The sequence below is a fragment of the Apibacter sp. B3546 genome (assembly GCF_009827885.1).
Classification (GTDB): domain Bacteria; phylum Bacteroidota; class Bacteroidia; order Flavobacteriales; family Weeksellaceae; genus Apibacter.
In genome coordinates, this window is record NZ_WINW01000037.1 from 79,856 (window position 1) to 97,728 (window position 17,873).

Sequence of the window (17,873 nt, forward strand, 5' to 3'; positions counted from 1 at the left end):
CATGTCTTTAAACGAAGAACAGATACAATCCCTGTCCGAAAAAATCGTAGAAAAATTAAAAACGGTTTACGATCCTGAAATTCCCGTGGATGTTTATGAACTTGGATTAATTTATGATATTCAAATTAGTACAGAAGGAGACGTGGAAATATTGATGACCTTGACAACCCCTAATTGTCCCGTGGCAGAAACATTACCCATGGAAGTAGAAGAAAAAATCAGTGCTATAGATGAAGTAAAAGAAGTAAATGTAAAAATTACTTTCGAACCAACTTGGGATAAAGATATGATGAGCGAAGAAGCTAAATTTAATTTAGGACTTTTATAGCATCATAAGACAAAAGCTAAGTAACTAAACTCTAGTAAGTAAATGATAGTAAAGGACAGATTTAATTGCATTAATCTGTCCTTTTTTCCTAAATTTAAAAAGTAGTGGAATTGAATAAATTTAAGTGATAATAGAAAAGTGAAATTTGAGATTATGTTGAAATTGAAGCAAATGGTTAAAAAATTTATACAACTTTAACTCAATAAATACTATCATCTCAATTCACCGGTAAATAATTACATTTGTTAAGTATAAGATTGATCTCATGAGATTATTTATAGGAGAGATACATCCGAATGAAGTACAACTAAGGGAAGAAGAAGAACACCATATAGTACGAGTGTTGCGAATGAAAGAAGGAGATATGGTCTATGTGACTAATGGAAAAGGAGCATTAATAAAAGGACAATTACTAATAACAGGAAAGAAAGTTAAGGTTCAAATAATTGAAACTTTTCCCCATTCAAATAGAGGACAAAATGGATTACATATTGCTATTGCTCCAACCAAAAATATAGACAGATTTGAGTTTTTTGTAGAAAAAGCAGTTGAATTAGGAGTATCTAAAATTACCCCACTTTTATGTACTAATTCAGAGAGGAAGGTTTTAAATACAGAAAAAATCAAGAAACAAATTGAAACCGCCTGTAAACAATCTTTGAGAATAAATTTTCCTGAACTCTATCCATTGACACCTTTGAAGGATTTTATACAATCTTCGAATACAAAATTATACCTTACCCATTGTTATAAAGAATATGAGAAGATCACTTTAAACGAAACGTTAAACAGAGAAAAAGAAATAACCTTGATGGTTGGACCGGAAGGAGATTTTTCTAAAAAAGAAGTAGAAGAGCTTTATTCTTTAGGCTCTACAGGGGTTAGTTTAGGAGCGAATCGTTTGAGGACAGAAACTGCCGGAATTTTCATTGCCTCCAGTTATTATTTTTTTCACAACCAACCATAAACGGAATCATTAAAAATTATATGATCAATTTTTTATTGATTATAATTTTAAATAAAATGTTATGACCTATAAAATTAAGTTTTAAGTTCATTGTTGTAAATGAACCAAATAATCAACAATAACTTGAACCGAATCAGGTTTACTAAAAACATATTCGCGAGCCCTTTCACCCATTCTATACCTTTTATTTGTATCTGTAAGTAATTCAACGAGTTCTTCATTAAATTCATTTTGATTGTGAATTACTTTTGCTCCTCCACACTGGATTAATTCTACGGCCTCGATAAATTTATCATAAATGGGTCCGAATAAAACAGGAGAAGCAAAAACAGCCGGCTCCAATACGTTGTGTACCCCTTCTTTACCAAATGCACCTCCCACATAAGAAATATCGGCATAGGAATAAACTTTTGTCAATATACCAACCGTATCTAAAATTAGGACTTGATAGTCTGCAGGATGGGTGTGACTTAATTCTGAAAATAATACCGTTTTAGGTAATAACTCCGCTTTTAATTTCTGAAAATATTCATGATTCATATTATGTGGAGCGATAAGTATCTTACAATTCATAAAGAAAGAAGAATTAATAAAGTTTTTTAACAGCGTATCATCTTCTTTCCACGTACTTCCTGCAACAATTAAGGTATTGGTTCCTTTAAACAAAGACAACCAGCTTAAGTGGTTATTCTGTTTACTTAACATTTTAACTCTGTCAAAACGTGTATCCCCTGAAACCGTTACTTGTTGAATGCCGATAGAATTTAATAACTTTTTTGAATTTTCATCCTGTACAAAAAAATGACTTACTTTCTTTAAAATCGATACAAACCATTTCCCGTTAGGCTTAAAATATATCTGGTCTTGACGAAAAATACTTGAGATAAATAAAGTAGGTATTTTTTTTGCCGCAATTGCTTGCAATATATGATACCAAAAATCATATTTTACAAAAATAGCACAGCCGGGATGTAAGAGTTCAATTAACTGATGGGCATTTGATGGAGTATCTAAGGGAATGTAAAATATAAGATCTGCTATACAATTATTTTTAACCACTTCATATCCGGAAGGAGAAAAAAAACTAAGAGCAAATTTATGTTTTGGAAATTTTTTCTTTAAAGCAGTTAACACAGGAAGTCCTTGTTCATATTCACCAAGAGATGATGCATGCATCCAAATCACTTGATCCGTTGGTGAAATTTTATTTTGTATTTCCGAGAAGACATGAGCCCTTCCTTGTACCCAAAGTCTTGCTTTAGGATGAAATAAAGAAGCAATCTTCATTCCTGCTCCCATGAGTTTAATGCCGAAAGAATATAAAAATGAATTCAAAATTTATCTGTTACTGTTATTTAAAAATTTAACTTTTTTCAAAACACTAGTTTAAAAAGAATTGCCTTAATTCAATTAAGGCAATTTTTATTCATATTTGAGTTGAAAAATAAATTAATATTTGAAAATAGTACAAATATCTGTTCGATAAAAAGTACTATAAGTTAGTAAGCTCTCGCAAATAAGACTCTTCTTTTGGAAGGATTCCCTGAATATATACATTCTCCCACTTCCTCTTTAGCATTTAAAGGGATGCAACGAATGGTTGCTTTCGTTTCAGCTTTTATTTTTTCTTCTACTTCTAACGAACCATCCCAATGAGCAGAAATAAATCCGCCTTTTTCGTCCAATACTTTTTTAAACTCTTCGTAAGAATTTACTTCGGTAATTAAAGAATCTCTGTTTGATTTTGCTTTATTGAAAATATTTTGTTGAATTTCTTTCAATAAATCTTGAATATGTTCAGCTAAACCATCTACAGAATGTTGATGCTTTTCTAAAGTATCTCTTCGAGCTATTTCAACTTGTTTATTTTCAAGATCCTTAGGGCCAATGGTAACCCGAACCGGTATGCCTTTTAACTCATATTCATTAAATTTCCAACCCGGTTTATATTCAGTTCTATCATCAAATTTAACACTAATTCCCAACTTTTTAAGTTGAGATATAAGTATATCTGCTAATTCAGAAATTGCATTTAATTGTTCTTCATTTCTATGAATAGGTACAATAACTACTTGGATTGGAGCTATATTGGGAGGAAGTACTAATCCATGGTCATCGGAATGAGACATGATTAAAGCTCCGATAAGACGGGTAGATACTCCCCAAGAGGTAGCCCAAACATATTCTTGTTTACCCTCTTTTGATTGATATTTCACATCAAATGCTTTGGCAAAATTCTGACCTAAAAAATGAGAAGTTCCGGCTTGTAACGCTTTACCGTCTTGCATCATAGCTTCAATACAATAAGTTTCTTCAGCACCTGCAAATCTTTCCGCAGGAGATTTTACCCCTTGAATTACAGGAATACCCATAAAGTTTTCAACAAAATCGGTATAAACATTTAACATTCTTTCAGCTTCTTCAATAGCCTCTTCTTTGGATACATGGGCAGTGTGTCCTTCTTGCCATAAAAATTCAGCAGTTCTTAAAAACAATCGGGTTCTCATTTCCCAACGAACTACATTAGCCCATTGATTAATTAAAATAGGTAAATCCCTGTGAGATTTAATCCAGTTTTTATAAGTATTCCAAATTATGGTTTCAGAAGTTGGCCGAACAATCAATTCTTCCTCCAATTTGGCATCCGGGTCAACAATCACTCCCTTTCCGTCAGGAGAATTTTTTAATCGATAATGAGTAACTACAGCACATTCTTTGGCAAAACCTTCCACATGATCCGATTCTTTAGACAGATAAGATTTGGGAATAAACAAAGGAAAATAGGCATTTTCATGTCCGGTATCTTTAAACATCTGATCCAATTGTCGTTGCATTTTTTCCCAAATAGCATATCCATAAGGTTTTATAACCATACATCCTCTAACCCCGGAATTTTCAGCCATATCGGCTTTTATTACCAGTTCGTTATACCATTTACTGTAATCTTCTTCTCTTGATGTAAGTGTTGCCATAATGCTTCTCTACTGTTTTTAAACTTTTCTGTAATTATAACTGTCATAATTCTTAAGATACTTTGTCACATTACTATTGCAGCAAAATAGGTATTTCTTAATTGGTACGACTTTTGCGAATTTAAAATGATTCAAGAACAAAATTATAATAAATATATAAACTACTAAAAAAATATCATGAAGAATATCAGTTGTAATTTAGGACGAGTTTTCATGAAAGTTGGTGCTCTCTTATGGGTGTCGGTTTTTTTAACATCATGTTATGTCGGCCAATCTTCATATGCCGGTGAGGATAGTGTATATTATTCAAATAAGACTCGAAAAAATAATAAACAAAAGTCTTATGATTACGTATATGATGAGGGTACAAGCTCATCCAATTCATATTCAGACAGTCAAGTAAGGATAGGTAAAAAATATATTGATCCAACTTCTAATGCCAGTGATTTATTATACGATGATGATTCTAACCATAGTGATGCTTCTTCCAATACTGTTTATCGCTACAGTGATGAAATCAATCAATCTTATTCCAATAATAATAGCAGAGACGGTTGGGGAGATGATGGCGGAACCGTAGTTAATAATTATTATTACGGAGGTTACAGTCCTTATTATTCCTATTATTGGGGCGCACCCTATTGGGGATGGAGAAGTTATTGGAGTCCTTATTATGGATGGAATTGGGGCGTTTCAGTAGGCTGGGGTTGGTCCGGTTGGGGCTGGGATTATCCTTCATATTGGGGTCCATCTTGGGGTTGGAATTATCCGGGTTATTGGAGACCTCATCACCATTATTGGGATAATGGTTGGTGTTGTTCAAGATATTATGCCAATTACGGTTCAAGGTCTTCCTATTTGAATAGTTCAAGAGGAAACTCATATATTTCAAGATCTTACGGAACGTCTCGTTCTAGGCAAATACAAGATATTCAAAGACAAAATAGTAGAAATACCATCATTTCGGGAAGCCGAAGTAATGGGATAAGTAATTCAAGAATCAATAGAGGTTCTACATCCACTATTTCAAGAAACAATGAAAGTGGAAGAAACGGTTCAATTATAGGCGGCTCAAGAGCTAATGCCGCAGTTGTTACTCCCGAAAATTCAAGAAACAATTCCGGGGTTGTAATTGGAGGCTCAAGAAATAATACGATAACTAATTCAGAAGGATCAAGATCCACAGGCGTAATTAGAGGTTCCAGAAATAATGTAGGTACATTGGAAGGATCAAGAAATCAAGTGGGGATTGGAAATTCCGGAACCGGAAGAGAATCATCCAATTCAGGTACAATAAGAGGATCTAGAAACAGTACAGGAATTATGGGAGGATCCAGAAATTACGAATCAGGTTCTTCTAGAATATCTTCACCGAACTATCAAACCCCAAGTTCAAGCAGTCGCGAAAGTTCTCGCGGATCTATAATTGGAGGAGGTAATCGAGGCTTTGGAGGAGGTTCCATAAGTAGTGGCAGCCGTGGCGGCTTTGGAGGAGGCTCCATGGGAGGTGGTCGCGGAGGCGTTATAGGTGGTAGAAGATAATATATAATAATATAACTCAAATTATGAACAAGAAATTATTATACGGTTTTATCCTTTCATCCATGGTTTTGATAGGTAAATCACAAACCAATAGATTTTATCCCAATGATGTGTCGGATGCTTTTACTATTTTTGGTGATAATTCCAATAATACAACAGGTACTGCCAGATATATAGGTATGGGGGGATCTATGGGAGCTTTAGGGGGTGATCTTAGTGCCGTTGAAACAAACCCTGCCGGTCTAGGTATTTTTAGAAATTCTGTAGCGAATATTTCAATGAGTATCTTATCGAATAAAAATAAAGCTACTATGGGCAACGGAGTAAATTCCAATACCGATACCAATTTTAATGTTCCCGGTGCCGGAGTTGCATTGGCTTTAGGTGATGAAGCAGATATATTTAAAGTAAACGTTGGAGTAAACTTTTCTTATCAAAGAGTAGATAACGACGTAAATTTTTCCAGAAATACCAAATTAAATTATTTATATCCTAATAAAGATAATGTAGATCAACTTTATGAAATGGTAAATTATGATCAGTATACCAATGGATATAAATCAAAAATGAAATTCAGTTTGGCAACCAATTACATGGATAGATTATATTTCGGTATTGGATTAGATTGGCATTATTTAAATATTGATCGCAATTCTGAATATGGTCATAGAAACACAGTAGATGGGGAATATATGAAATTCAATGAGCAATTAACGCCTTATAGTCAAGAAGCCAACGGTTTCGGATTAAATGTTGGGGTAATCGGTAAAATTACACCTGAGATTCGTTTAGGGGCTGCCTATCATTCTCCTATTTGGTGGTCTGATATGGATGATTACCGATGGATATATGGATACGATGATAAAGGACAATTCGTAGAAGATTATGTTTATTATGATCATTATAAAAATGTATCTCCCGGAAAATTGGTATTAAGTGGCGCTTTTGCTTCCAATATCGTTGATGATGATAATTCCTTGGCCTTCAATTTTGATTTTATTAATTACTTTAATAAAGACATGGAATTTAAAGGAGATGTTGACTATAGGTTAAATAATAATTTTGTTAATGACTACGTAAGAAATTCCCAAGAATACCGCGCAGGTATTGAGTACAGGTTTAGAGAACTTAAATTACGAGCCGGTTACGCTTATGCTTCTTCTCCGGTAAAAAGTAATTCTATATCAGGAATATGGGATACAAACAGCGATCCTGTATTTGTAAAAAATTACTTGGCAGGTGAAAAAAATAAATTGTCTTTTGGAGCCGGATATGATATTGGTCAATTTTTTGTGGACCTAGGATATCAATATATTAAAACAGATTATCGCACAACCCTTTCCGGTGACTTTTATACGGTGGGTGGATCCAATCTTGCAATAAGTTTAGATAAACCGTATTTAGGAAAAGTTAACAATATCCAAAATAATTTTGTATTAACTTTGGGTATGAGGTTTTAAAAATATATTCACAATAAAAAATCCTAACTTTTGTTAGGATTTTTTTTTATTTATTTTTGAGTAAATCTCTGATTTCAGTTAATAATTCTTCTTGAGAAGGTGGTTTAGGTGTGTTATCTTGTTCTTTTTTCTCTTCGTCTTTCTTATTAAGCCTATTGATCACTTTTATCATCATAAATAAACAAAAAGCAATAATTAAAAATGATAGACAAGTGGATAAAAAGTTACCATATTTAATAGCTGTTCCCGGAATGGTTAATTTAGCCAAATCGGTCAAATCAGCCATCTTTAATGCAGGAGTGAGAACAAGAGGGGTGATAATATCTTCAACTAAAGACGTGATAATCTGGTTAAATGCGCCCCCGATAATTACACCGACAGCCATGTCAACCACATTTCCCCTTAGGGCAAATTCTTTAAATTCTTTTATTAAACTCATAAATAATAATTTTAATTATAATTGCAAAAATAAATTAAATTTCAAATTAACATAATATATGTTGATTTGGTTAGGTTTCAAATACTATTCCGAAATTTTCATCAAATAATAAAATACCGTCCCTTTTCTCCTGAGATTCGGGAACTGTAAATCCTTTTATTTTTGTTGTTTTACCTTTACCTATTAGATCTGATATTTGTTTTAAAGTTAATTTTTTGCCGAATATTTCAAAAGGTATAGTAAAACTGCAATTTTTAAAATCGGAACAGCCGTAAGCAGATTTACCTTTGATCAATTTATGAGTTTTACATTTTGGACAGAATAAATCTTCTACAGGTCGTAGGGGTGTGGTTTGCTTTTTAGATTTTTCGTTTATTTCAGTATTTTTTTTCTCTTGAATGGATATTCGTCTGTATTGACTGTTTTTAACTTCTTGGGTCAGGTCGGTTACCATTTCGATAAGTTCCTTTTTAAATAGATCGGAAGAATATTCCCCTTTTTCAATGAGTCTGAGTTTTTTTTCCCAGAGACCTGTAAGCTCCACGCTTTTTAAAATTTCGCTTTGTATCGTGTCGATCAGATCCATTCCCGTTGAGGTGGCATAAATATTTTTTCTTTTTTTCTCGATATACTTTCTGTGTAGTAAAGTTTCAATAATATTTGCTCGAGTAGAAGGACGTCCAATACCATTATCTTTCATTACTTCTCTCATTTCTTCATCATCTACTTGTTTACCGGCGGTTTCCATACTTCTTAATAAAGTAGCCTCGGTGAAATATTTAGGAGGTGTAGTTTTTCCTTGATGAATGAATGGATCATGAGGACCGCTTTCTCCAACCTCAAAAACCGGAATTAAATTTTCCTCTTTTTCATTTTTTTTATCTTTTTCATAGATGATTCTCCATCCCGGTTCCAAAATTTGTTTACCGCTTGCTTTAAAGGGTACTTCACCAACTTTTGAAGTTACCAAAGTATTGGAAATTTTACATTCAGGATAAAATACGGCAATAAATCTTCGGGCAACAAGATCGTAAATCTTTTTTTCATCAGTCGAGATACCTTCGGGTAAAATATCGGTAGGTATAATAGCATGATGATCCGTAACTTTAGTGTCATCGAAAACAGCTTTCGATTTTGGTATCGGATTTTCTAAAAGAGGAGCAATAAGATGTTCATAATATTTCATGCTTGAAAGAATTCCGTAGATCTTAGGATATAAGTCTTCCGAAAGATAAGTGGTATCAACCCGAGGATAGGTAACGAATTTCTTTTCATAGAGGCTTTGAATGTATTTTAAAGTATGATCAGCAGAATAACCGTACTTTTTATTTGCCTCTACTTGTAGAGAAGTCAAATCAAATAAACGAGGATTCTTTTCTTTTCCCTCTTTCTTTTCGAAAGAAACTATTTCAAAAGGATATTTCTGTAAATATTCTAATCCTTTTTTAGCTCGGTCTTCGCTTTTCAATCGATCGATATCAGCAATGAATTCCACATTCTTATACATGGTTTTTAACTCCCAGTATTCCTCAATAACAAAAGAATCAATCTCTTTTTGCCGTTGAACAATCATTGCCAATGTTGGCGTTTGAACTCTACCGATTGATAACAAGGTTTTATTTATGGCAAATTTTTTAGTAAAAAGTCGGGTAGCATTTATTCCCAAAAGCCAATCACCGATTGCGCGGGCACTTCCGGCAGCATATAAATTTTCATATTGGGAAGAATCCTTAAGGTTTTCAAATCCCTCTTTTATAGACTGTTCTGTAAGAGATGATATCCATAATCGTTTTATGGGAACTTTACATTTTGCTTTAAGCAATACCCACCGTTGGATCAATTCACCTTCCTGTCCGGCATCCCCGCAATTGATTACCTCTTCACATTCAGCAACCAGGCTTTCTATTACTTTGAATTGTTTTTCCACCCCTTTGTTGGAAATAAGCTTAATCCCAAAATTAGACGGTATGATAGGAAGGTCTTCCAAATACCAATACTTCCAGTTCGGGTTATAATCATGAGGCTCTTTTAACGTACACAAATGACCAAAAGTCCAGGTAACTTGATAACCGTTTCCCTGGTAAAATCCGTCTTTTCTCTCTTTTGCCCCTACAATTTGAGCAATATCTTTAGCGACGCTTGGTTTTTCAGCTATACATACAATCATTACTGATGGAAGGATTTTTCCTGCAAAATTGCAATTTTTTAAGTATACTAAGTAATTGATCTTTTAAAAAAAGGTCGGATTAGCATTTGAATAATTTATGATTTGAAAACAATATTTGATATTAATTATAAAAATTATATTCAAAATTTTGTCCAAAGAACAGTTAAAACCGCATTAAATTTATAGTAAAATAAATAAAAGTTTAAAAGATGTTTTTAGCATTAATAGTTTAAATTTGTGAAATTATGCTTAATCCAGTATCATTTGTAGCATTGAATCATAATCAGAGAATTTTACAAATAAGTCTATATGTTAGAAGTTAAGAATCTATGTTTTTCATACACTAAAGATAAAAAAATAATTGAATCTCTTTCTTTCTCTTTAAAGCAAGGAAATATGCTGGCACTTGTAGGAGAAAGTGGAAGCGGTAAAAGTACCATTTTAAAGTTAGTTTATGGTTTGTTGGAATGGGAGAGTGGAGAAGTTATTTATAGAGGAAAAAAATTAGCAGGATTTAAAGGAAATTTAGTTCCCGGAGAACCTGAATTTAAATATTTGGAACAAGATTTCGGGCTTATGCCCTATGCAACCGTTGGCGAAAATGTGGGTAAATTTCTCTCTAATATAGATTTGAAAGAAAAGCAAAACAGAATTATGTTTTTGCTCGATTTAGTGGGCATGGCGGATTATGTAGATGAAAAACCTATCTCACTAAGCGGAGGACAGAAACAAAGAGTAGCATTGGCGAAAGCATTAGCTCAAACTCCTTCAGTATTGTTATTAGACGAACCATTTTCTCAAGTCGATACTTTTAAGAAAAATATACTAAAAAGAGCTGTTTTTGATTTTGCTAAAGAAAATAATATTTCCATTATTTTAGCCACCCATGAAATAGAAGACGCTTTGGCATATGCAGATGAAATGATGATTGTTAAAGAAGGTAAAATTATACGACAAGGCAATCCTCATGATATATATCGAAATCCCGAAAATACCTATGTTGCCAATTTATTTGGTGAAAATACCATTTTAAAAAGATCAGATTTTCCGAACCTGTTTGAAGATTTAGTAGAAGATGAAATTCTAATTTATCCACATCAATTTATAATTTCTCAATCGGGTATTCCTGTAAAAGTAATAAGAAGTTATTTTATGGGCAGTCATTATCTCGTGGAAAGTATTTCAAAATTTAAAAGATTTTGGTTTATTAGTGATGAATCATTACCGATTGGCAAAGGGTGTTTTTTACAATTTTATGAATATCAGAAATTATTGGATAATAAATTTAATTAACTAATAGTTTAAAATCTCATTATAGATTTACCAAATAATCGTTATTGCTTAGCCACTTAGTATAGTAGGTTGAATTTCCTATTAATTATACTTTAAAAATAATGATTCTAAATGCAATATTGTTTTAAATACTCAGTAATAAGGATAAAAAAATAATAAAATGTATGAATTTTGTTACAAAACGAAGATATTTTTAGTTTTTGATTTTTTAGGTGCATTTAATAACAGTATATTTGTATAAATCAATTTAATATGAAAAGAATATTATTTACTTCTTCTTTCTCAATTCCGGATGATTATGAGCAGGAATATGAAATTGATTATATTCCTTTTATATATGTAGAAATCTATCCTTATTATGAATTTATTAAGCAAATTCCTTTAGATGTTGATTCGTTTATTGTAACCAGTAAAAATTCTGCAAAAGCAATCAAGGATATAGAATTGGAAGGTAAATTTTTTGTAGTAGGAAAAAGTACCGCAAAAGAATTATACGGACAGAACAGAGATATTGCATTTATAACCAATTATGCTGAAGATTTGTTGGAAAGAATGCTGGAAACAGATATAAAAAAATATGTTTTTTTTAAAGGAAATTTGTCGCTTACTATTTTACCGGATGCTTTACGTAAAAATGGAGTGGAAGTTGTTGGAATAGAATGTTATAAAACCCTTTTAACTCCTCATAAAATAGATAAGCAATATGATGCTATTGTTTTTACAAGTCCTTCTGCAGTAAGATCCTTTAGTTCCATGAATGAGATTCCGCAGGAAACTATTATATTTACAAGCGGTAAAACCACCGCTGAAACGGTTAGTACACTGGGAGAATACAAAATATATTATCCGGAAGATACAACAAAGGAATCCTTACTTGAACTAATAAAAAAGAAAATAAATGATTAAAAATACTTTATTTCTGGATGCTTTAAAAGGTAAACATGTCGAACGTCCACCGGTATGGATGATGCGTCAAGCTGGTAGATTTTTACCTGAATTTAGAGCTTTACGAGATAAGTATGATTTTTTTACCCGTTGTCAAACTCCTGAATTGGCAGCAGAAATAACTCTAATGCCTGTAAAAAGGTTTCCTATAGATGCGGCTATTTTATTCTCAGATATTTTAGTAGTTCCTCAAGCCATGGGATTGAATTTTGAAATGAAGGAATCCGTAGGCCCCTATTTGGAAAATCCCATCACTTCTGAATCTGATATTGATAGATTGCAAAATCCTCCGATTGAAGAAAGTTTAGGATATGTATTGGAAGCTATAACCCTTACCAAAAAACTTCTAGATAATCAAATTCCCTTAATCGGTTTTTCAGGAAGCCCATGGACGATTTTATGCTATGCTGTCGAAGGTAAAGGTTCTAAAACATTTGATAAAGCTAAATCGTTTTGCTTTAAAAATCCAAAACGGGCTCATGTATTATTGCAAAAAATTACAGATTATACCATCCGGTATTTATTAAAAAAAGTTGAATATGGTGTAGATGCCGTACAAATTTTTGATAGTTGGGGAGGCTTGCTATCTCCTAAAGATTATGATGAATTTTCATGGAACTATATAAATCAGATTATTGAATCTTTAGCGCCCAAAGTTCCGGTTATAGTGTTTGGAAAAGGCTGTTGGTATGCACTACAAACCATGTCCCGATCTAAGGCTTCTGCTTTAGGAGTAGATTGGACAATCACGCCTCAAAAAGCCAGAGAATTTACGGGCGGCGTAATTACATTACAAGGAAATTTTGATCCGGCTAAATTGCTGTCTTCTCCTGAAAAAATATATTCTGAAGCACAACAAATGATCCGTGATTTTGGTGTTCAACGATATATAGCCAATTTAGGTCATGGAATTTTACCAAATGTCCCTTTAGAAAATGCTGAGGCATTTATTAAGGCTATTGTGGAATTTAAAGAATAGCAATAAATCGTTGAAATATGTATATTACTTAAATAATAATTAGTTTTTACATAACTTCATAGTTATATCTTTTAGAAAAAATATACCATCATCGAATAAAGATCAGCGGGATTGCATATATCCTCTACAACGAAACGTTTTTTACTTCAAATTGTATAGTTGATCAATTGTAAATAATTCATACATAGCACTATATGGGCATGATATTTGTAAATTATTTAAATGCCTCTACATCTAAATTATCTGTCTGAGAAGATTTAAAGTTCTCAATTTTTACCCAAAATAACATTTTTAAATTTAATTTTATGAAGAAAATTTTATCAATTTTCGCTTTCGTTGTGCATGCAATTATTCTTTTTGGACAAGTAGGTATAGGTACAGAAACTCCGGACAGCTCTTCCATTTTAGACATAAAATCTTCTAATAAAGGTTTTTTACCTCCTCGAGTAAATATTACTTCTATAAAAGATACCGTTACAATTAAAAAACCTGCAAACGGTTTAATTATTTATGATCCGGATGGATTTACAGAAACAATTAATAACCAAGTTTATACTAGAGAAGCCGGAGTTTATATGTTTAATGGACATGAATGGCAACGCCTTTATTCCAGTAATAACAACAATAGTATTTCGCCTTCAGATGGTAAAAATTTAGTAGGTGTAAAAATAAGCATTAATCAATCGGGGTATGTTCCTCTTTCAGGAACTCAATCGTACGGATTATTACTTCAAAATAATTCAGTCGCAGTAAATCCTCAATTTGTAAATGGTACTTGGCCCTCACCATCAAGTTCGCCGTTAGATATTCTCAGTCCTAAAAATGGTGATTCAGGAACACTACTTTTTGAAAACAAACTGGCTGATCAAGCCAATTTTTTCCGCATTAATTTTGAATATCAAATTTTAAACAGACAACCGATTACTAATGGTATATTTTATGTCTCAATTGTATCCAATGCTACCGGAGAAACGGTTTATTCAGATGCAATTATTGTTCCCGCAGGAACTAATGTCGGCAGTAGTGTAAAATTTCAAATAGCTTTTCCTACACTTTCCGATTCAAATTCAATTAATCAAGGATATAAGATTATGTTTCGAGCCGATACAGCTTTACCTATATTACCAAATAATCTTGGAGTTAAAATTATTGATATTTTAAGAATCAATTAATTAATAAAAATAGTAGTTGTAAAAAAGGGGATAACTTCTAATTTTATTTATGTAAATATTTTTATAAAAGATACTACAACTATTTTATGTATTGTGTGTATTTTTAGATTTATGATATATCACAAAGTTTAAAATAGAAAAAGGTATGCATTATTATCTATAATTATACATACAAAATGGGTAACTAAAATTTAGAATTTTCATTTTCTAAGGTTTGTTTTAAGTATAGTTCCCGTAAGCCTTTTATGGTATGGAAACGATCATAAATATGAATTTTAGTTGTTAAGGGAGCAAATAGATGGCCGAGTCCTCCGGTAGCTATTACAAAAGTGTCTTCCCCTAATTCTTTATTAATCCGATCAATTAATCCTTCAACCATACTTAAAAAACCAAACACCATTCCACTTTGCATAGATTCTTCCGTGGTTTTACCAAGTACGCTTTTAGGAGTGCGCATTTCAATATCTGAAAGTTGTGCAGTTGCTCCAATTAGAGAATTTAAAGAAGTAATGACACCAGCAGCAATAATTACCCCTTTTATATCTCCGGTTTTGTCGACACAAGTTAAAGTTAATGCAGTCCCGAAATCTACGATAATTTTTGTCCCCTTATATTTTTTATAGGCATAATATGCATTGGCATAAAGATCGGTACCCATTTGCGGGGTACTGGACGTTAGCTCTGTAGGGGTATTTCTGGTTACCTGAACTGTTTTTATATTATGAAGACGGGTTAGCGATTTTCTTACAGGATATGTTAAATGGGGAACAACGGAGCCTACTGCTATTTCGGTGATATCATTAGGATTAATCCCATAGTTTTGATAGGTCATTTTAAATTGAGAAAATAGCTCATCTTCACTCTTATAAGGTTTAGTATTCATTACCCATGAATTAATACACTCTTCTTCTTGAAATATTCCAAAACGTATATTGCTATTTCCGATGTTTACTACTAAAAGCATATGTATATTTTATTTAGGATAAATATTGTTTTCTCTATTGATGTCTGCCATTCGATAGGTCGCGTCAATTTCAATAGATTTAATTTTTTCAGGTGATACATTCAGACTAAATTCATATTCCTTTTGTGTCCATTTCCAATAAGGTAGATTTTTCTGATTAACATCAGATTCTTGTTTCTTATAATTATGCATCATATTTAAAGGAATATTATATATTTGTTTAGAACCATCTGAATATGTTACATTAACATCTATCGGCATCGGAAAATTACCCAGATTTTCAAGTGTTACCTTAGTGGTTTTTCCTTCTTTTTCTACGCTTTTAATAGCATAATCAATAGTCCGTGTGGTATAAGTCATATAGTTCCAATACCATTTTAAATCCATGCCTGATATTTTTTGAGCAATATGTATAAAATCCCTGTCGGTAGGATGTTTAAATTTCCATGTTTCAAAGTAATTTTTCATTATTTTGAAAAAAGTTTGTCTACCAACAATATATTCTAATTGCACTAAAAACAACTCGCCTTTAATATAGGCAGCAACACTATAGCCATTATTAGTTAAAAAATGATCGGAAAAAATACCCATTACTTCTTCCTGTCTAGATTTTATAAATTCTGTGTAAAATTCAACACTATTATAATGAGGGTTTGGATAATTTTTTACATGGTCAGGAAATATTTTAGCCATCATTAAATGTTCTGCATACGAAGTAAACCCTTCATCCATCCAAGCTCTCATACTTTCATTGGAAGCAAGTATATGCTGAAACCAAGAATGAGAGGCTTCATGAAACATCAAATCGGCAAGTCCTTCCAAAGATTTTGCATTTCCCATGATCATAGTACACATCCCATATTCCATGCCACCGTCTCCTCCTTGAATAAAAGAATAGGTTGGATAGGGATAGGCGCCAAAGTTTTCTTTCATAAGAGAAAAGTATTCCTTGATATAAGGCTTAGATTCTTCCCAATAATTGGTTTGCTTAGACTTCTGATAAATCAAATAAACCAAAGGTCCGTTTTTTATGGAGATTGAATCAACTGTATAATCAGGATCGGCAGCCCAGGCAAAATCATGAATATTTTCTGCTTTAAAATGCCAGAATGTTTTATTTTTTTTAACAACCGGTTGAGCATCTGCAAGATATCCTTTAACGTCTTTGGGGTTTTGGAGAACTCCACCGGCTCCAATAATATAATTTTTATCAATTGCTATCGTTACATCATAATTTCCAAAAACTCCTTGAAATTCTCTTGCGATATAATCAAAGGTATGCCATCCTTCATAATCGTATTCTACTACTTTCGGGTACCATTGGGTCATGGTTAAATCAATGCCTTCGGAATTATTTCTTCCGGCTCTTCGAATAACAGGAGGAATCTGTGAGGTCCATTCCATTTCAAAATGAGTGGTGGTATGGGGTAATATAGGTTTTGCCAATTGAACTTTTAAAATAGTTTCTTCAACAGTAAACGTAACCGGTATACCTTCTTGTTTTAAGGATTTAATTTTTTGATACCCTATTTCATTAGATTTCAACGATGAGATTCGTGATTTCCCTTCACCGGTAATCATTCGTTTGTCAGCAGTCTTATTTAGTTCCTGTAATTTCTGATCCATCATTGAATTTGGTTGAAATGCATTCCAATATAAATGGAAATAAAAAACAGAAAGTGTGTCTTCGGAATTGTTTGTATAAGTAATTTGTTGATGACCCTTATATTGGTAATTTTTAACATCAACATCAATATTCATTTTATAATCTGCCTGTTGTTGATAGTATTTATTTATTTGTGAATTAGATAGTAATCCTAAGGTTAGGAAACAAATAAAAAATATTTTTTTCATTAAAATTGATTTAACGCAATTTAAAGATTAATTTTATTAAATAAGTAATAAATTACATTTCAATAATTTTTTAACTTTTGCTGGAATATCTTATCATTTGTGCAGATATTTAAGTTAATGAAATGTTTTATAGTAAGAAAATTATATCCTTAAAAGGAATGTTACTAGTAACGATAAAATAACAAGATATAGTATAAATATTTAAAAATCCCCAAATCATATAATTTGAGGAAAATATAAAGTATTGTTTTAATGCAACTAATTAGAGAATAATAATTTTTCCAAATGTTGAATTTTAAAACTTAATAATTATCATGATAGGAAAGAAGTGATTTTTATGTGTTTTTTTTCTTGTATTTATGATAATTTATACATGTTTATTAAACATTGTCTACTATTTTTATAATATAGTTATTAGATCTTCATTATCTTCCAGTAAATAATATGCTAAAAAAATAAGATTTTCTGAATCAGAAGCATTGTCAAAATGTTTAATAGGTTGATTTTTAGGTTCGTAAAACACATTTCCGGATTTAATGATTTCCGGTTCATGTCCTTCAATTTGGAATAACAAGGTTCCGGATAATACATGACCGATAACCGGACAGAGATGAAGGTGATAATCTGCTTTTCCTTTTGGAGGGATGATGACTTCCTTCATTTCAATTCTTGAAACGGTTTGGTTCTTTAATACAACAGTCTTTAGATCTTTTCTTGTAACATTACTTTTTAACATGATTATATATTTAAATAAAAAACACTAACTAATTATGTGTTTATTAAATTAATTT

15 protein-coding genes are annotated in these 17,873 nt (G+C 32.0%); 8 read left to right on the forward strand and 7 right to left on the reverse strand.

Annotated elements, in window-relative coordinates; genetic code table 11:
* The first annotated feature begins 1 nt into the window (after nucleotide 1).
* Both GFU93_RS08950 and GFU93_RS08955 read left to right on the forward strand, forming a co-directional pair.
* Nucleotides 2-328: an SUF system Fe-S cluster assembly protein gene (locus GFU93_RS08950; RefSeq protein ID WP_160568858.1), complete on the forward strand. Its 327-nt coding sequence runs from the start codon at nucleotides 2-4 to the stop codon at nucleotides 326-328.
* Nucleotides 329-593: 265 nt separating this feature from the next.
* Nucleotides 594-1,295 (forward strand): 16S rRNA (uracil(1498)-N(3))-methyltransferase, encoded by a 702-nt coding sequence (locus GFU93_RS08955; RefSeq protein WP_160568860.1) that lies wholly within the window; start codon nucleotides 594-596, stop codon nucleotides 1,293-1,295.
* An 87-nt stretch (nucleotides 1,296-1,382) separates the two neighbouring features.
* Here the strand turns inward: GFU93_RS08955 and GFU93_RS08960 are convergent, their stop codons facing one another.
* On the reverse strand, nucleotides 1,383-2,630 hold the full coding sequence (locus GFU93_RS08960) for a 3-deoxy-D-manno-octulosonic acid transferase (protein ID WP_255448673.1): 1,248 nt from the start codon (nucleotides 2,628-2,630) through the stop codon (nucleotides 1,383-1,385).
* Nucleotides 2,631-2,794: 164 nt separating this feature from the next.
* Nucleotides 2,795-4,267 carry a proline--tRNA ligase gene (gene proS / locus GFU93_RS08965; RefSeq protein WP_185150475.1) on the reverse strand — a complete coding sequence of 491 codons (1,473 nt, stop codon included), beginning with the start codon at nucleotides 4,265-4,267 and terminating at the stop codon, nucleotides 2,795-2,797.
* Between the two features lie 177 nt (nucleotides 4,268-4,444).
* Between proS and GFU93_RS08970 the strand changes: the two genes are divergently transcribed.
* Together GFU93_RS08970 and GFU93_RS08975 are read left to right on the forward strand one after the other, a co-directional pair.
* Complete coding sequence (locus GFU93_RS08970) at nucleotides 4,445-5,809, forward strand: hypothetical protein (RefSeq protein ID WP_160568862.1); 1,365 nt, start codon at nucleotides 4,445-4,447, stop codon at nucleotides 5,807-5,809.
* A gap of 23 nt (nucleotides 5,810-5,832) precedes the next feature.
* Nucleotides 5,833-7,269 carry an OmpP1/FadL family transporter gene (locus GFU93_RS08975; protein WP_160564677.1) on the forward strand — a complete coding sequence of 479 codons (1,437 nt, stop codon included), beginning with the start codon at nucleotides 5,833-5,835 and terminating at the stop codon, nucleotides 7,267-7,269.
* 46 nt (nucleotides 7,270-7,315) lie between these two features.
* On the opposite strand, the gene mscL is transcribed toward GFU93_RS08975, so the two are convergent.
* Nucleotides 7,316-7,708, reverse strand: coding sequence for a large-conductance mechanosensitive channel protein MscL (gene mscL / locus GFU93_RS08980; protein WP_160541680.1), 393 nt, complete (start codon nucleotides 7,706-7,708; stop codon nucleotides 7,316-7,318).
* Between the two features lie 70 nt (nucleotides 7,709-7,778).
* Nucleotides 7,779-9,875, reverse strand: coding sequence for a type IA DNA topoisomerase (locus GFU93_RS08985; RefSeq protein ID WP_160568864.1), 2,097 nt, complete (start codon nucleotides 9,873-9,875; stop codon nucleotides 7,779-7,781).
* 309 nt (nucleotides 9,876-10,184) lie between these two features.
* Between GFU93_RS08985 and GFU93_RS08990 the strand changes: the two genes are divergently transcribed.
* The 4 genes from GFU93_RS08990 (at nucleotide 10,185) to GFU93_RS09005 (ending at nucleotide 14,264) form a co-directional block, all read left to right on the forward strand.
* The gene (locus GFU93_RS08990; RefSeq protein ID WP_160541682.1) at nucleotides 10,185-11,168 is read left to right on the forward strand and encodes an ABC transporter ATP-binding protein; all 984 of its coding nucleotides are present in this window, start codon (nucleotides 10,185-10,187) and stop codon (nucleotides 11,166-11,168) included.
* 252 nt (nucleotides 11,169-11,420) lie between these two features.
* Nucleotides 11,421-12,074, forward strand: coding sequence for a uroporphyrinogen-III synthase (locus tag GFU93_RS08995; protein WP_160541683.1), 654 nt, complete (start codon nucleotides 11,421-11,423; stop codon nucleotides 12,072-12,074).
* Nucleotides 12,067-13,092 (forward strand): uroporphyrinogen decarboxylase, encoded by a 1,026-nt coding sequence (gene hemE, locus GFU93_RS09000; protein ID WP_160568866.1) that lies wholly within the window; start codon nucleotides 12,067-12,069, stop codon nucleotides 13,090-13,092. Before GFU93_RS08995 ends, hemE begins: the two co-directional genes overlap by 8 nt.
* A 305-nt stretch (nucleotides 13,093-13,397) precedes the next feature.
* Complete coding sequence (locus tag GFU93_RS09005) at nucleotides 13,398-14,264, forward strand: hypothetical protein (RefSeq protein WP_160568868.1); 867 nt, start codon at nucleotides 13,398-13,400, stop codon at nucleotides 14,262-14,264.
* Between the two features lie 184 nt (nucleotides 14,265-14,448).
* Here GFU93_RS09005 and GFU93_RS09010 read toward each other — a convergent pair whose 3' ends face one another.
* The 3 genes from GFU93_RS09010 to GFU93_RS09020 form a co-directional block, all read right to left on the reverse strand.
* Nucleotides 14,449-15,228: a type III pantothenate kinase gene (locus tag GFU93_RS09010; RefSeq protein ID WP_105296798.1), complete on the reverse strand. Its 780-nt coding sequence runs from the start codon at nucleotides 15,226-15,228 to the stop codon at nucleotides 14,449-14,451.
* Nucleotides 15,229-15,237: 9 nt separating this feature from the next.
* Complete coding sequence (locus tag GFU93_RS09015; protein WP_160568870.1) at nucleotides 15,238-17,082, reverse strand: M1 family metallopeptidase; 1,845 nt, start codon at nucleotides 17,080-17,082, stop codon at nucleotides 15,238-15,240.
* Between the two features lie 400 nt (nucleotides 17,083-17,482).
* Nucleotides 17,483-17,818, reverse strand: coding sequence for a cupin domain-containing protein (locus tag GFU93_RS09020; protein WP_160568872.1), 336 nt, complete (start codon nucleotides 17,816-17,818; stop codon nucleotides 17,483-17,485).
* Between the last annotated feature and the right edge of the window lie 55 nt (nucleotides 17,819-17,873).

What these genes read in the sequence shown, in the direction of transcription:
- GFU93_RS08950 (WP_160568858.1), top strand. Translation starts at nt 2, where the DNA reads ATGTCTTTAAACGAAGAACAGATACAATCCCTGTCCGAAAAAATCGTA.
- GFU93_RS08955 (WP_160568860.1), top strand. Translation starts at nt 594, where the DNA reads ATGAGATTATTTATAGGAGAGATACATCCGAATGAAGTACAACTAAGG.
- proS (WP_185150475.1), bottom strand. Translation starts at nt 4,267, where the DNA reads ATGGCAACACTTACATCAAGAGAAGAAGATTACAGTAAATGGTATAAC.
- hemE (WP_160568866.1), top strand. Translation starts at nt 12,067, where the DNA reads ATGATTAAAAATACTTTATTTCTGGATGCTTTAAAAGGTAAACATGTC.
- GFU93_RS08985 (WP_160568864.1), bottom strand. Translation starts at nt 9,875, where the DNA reads ATGATTGTATGTATAGCTGAAAAACCAAGCGTCGCTAAAGATATTGCT.
- GFU93_RS09010 (WP_105296798.1), bottom strand. Translation starts at nt 15,228, where the DNA reads ATGCTTTTAGTAGTAAACATCGGAAATAGCAATATACGTTTTGGAATA.
- GFU93_RS09005 (WP_160568868.1), top strand. Translation starts at nt 13,398, where the DNA reads ATGAAGAAAATTTTATCAATTTTCGCTTTCGTTGTGCATGCAATTATT.
- GFU93_RS09015 (WP_160568870.1), bottom strand. Translation starts at nt 17,082, where the DNA reads ATGAAAAAAATATTTTTTATTTGTTTCCTAACCTTAGGATTACTATCT.
- mscL (WP_160541680.1), bottom strand. Translation starts at nt 7,708, where the DNA reads ATGAGTTTAATAAAAGAATTTAAAGAATTTGCCCTAAGGGGAAATGTG.
- GFU93_RS08995 (WP_160541683.1), top strand. Translation starts at nt 11,421, where the DNA reads ATGAAAAGAATATTATTTACTTCTTCTTTCTCAATTCCGGATGATTAT.
- GFU93_RS09020 (WP_160568872.1), bottom strand. Translation starts at nt 17,818, where the DNA reads ATGTTAAAAAGTAATGTTACAAGAAAAGATCTAAAGACTGTTGTATTA.
- GFU93_RS08990 (WP_160541682.1), top strand. Translation starts at nt 10,185, where the DNA reads ATGTTAGAAGTTAAGAATCTATGTTTTTCATACACTAAAGATAAAAAA.
- GFU93_RS08970 (WP_160568862.1), top strand. Translation starts at nt 4,445, where the DNA reads ATGAAGAATATCAGTTGTAATTTAGGACGAGTTTTCATGAAAGTTGGT.
- GFU93_RS08975 (WP_160564677.1), top strand. Translation starts at nt 5,833, where the DNA reads ATGAACAAGAAATTATTATACGGTTTTATCCTTTCATCCATGGTTTTG.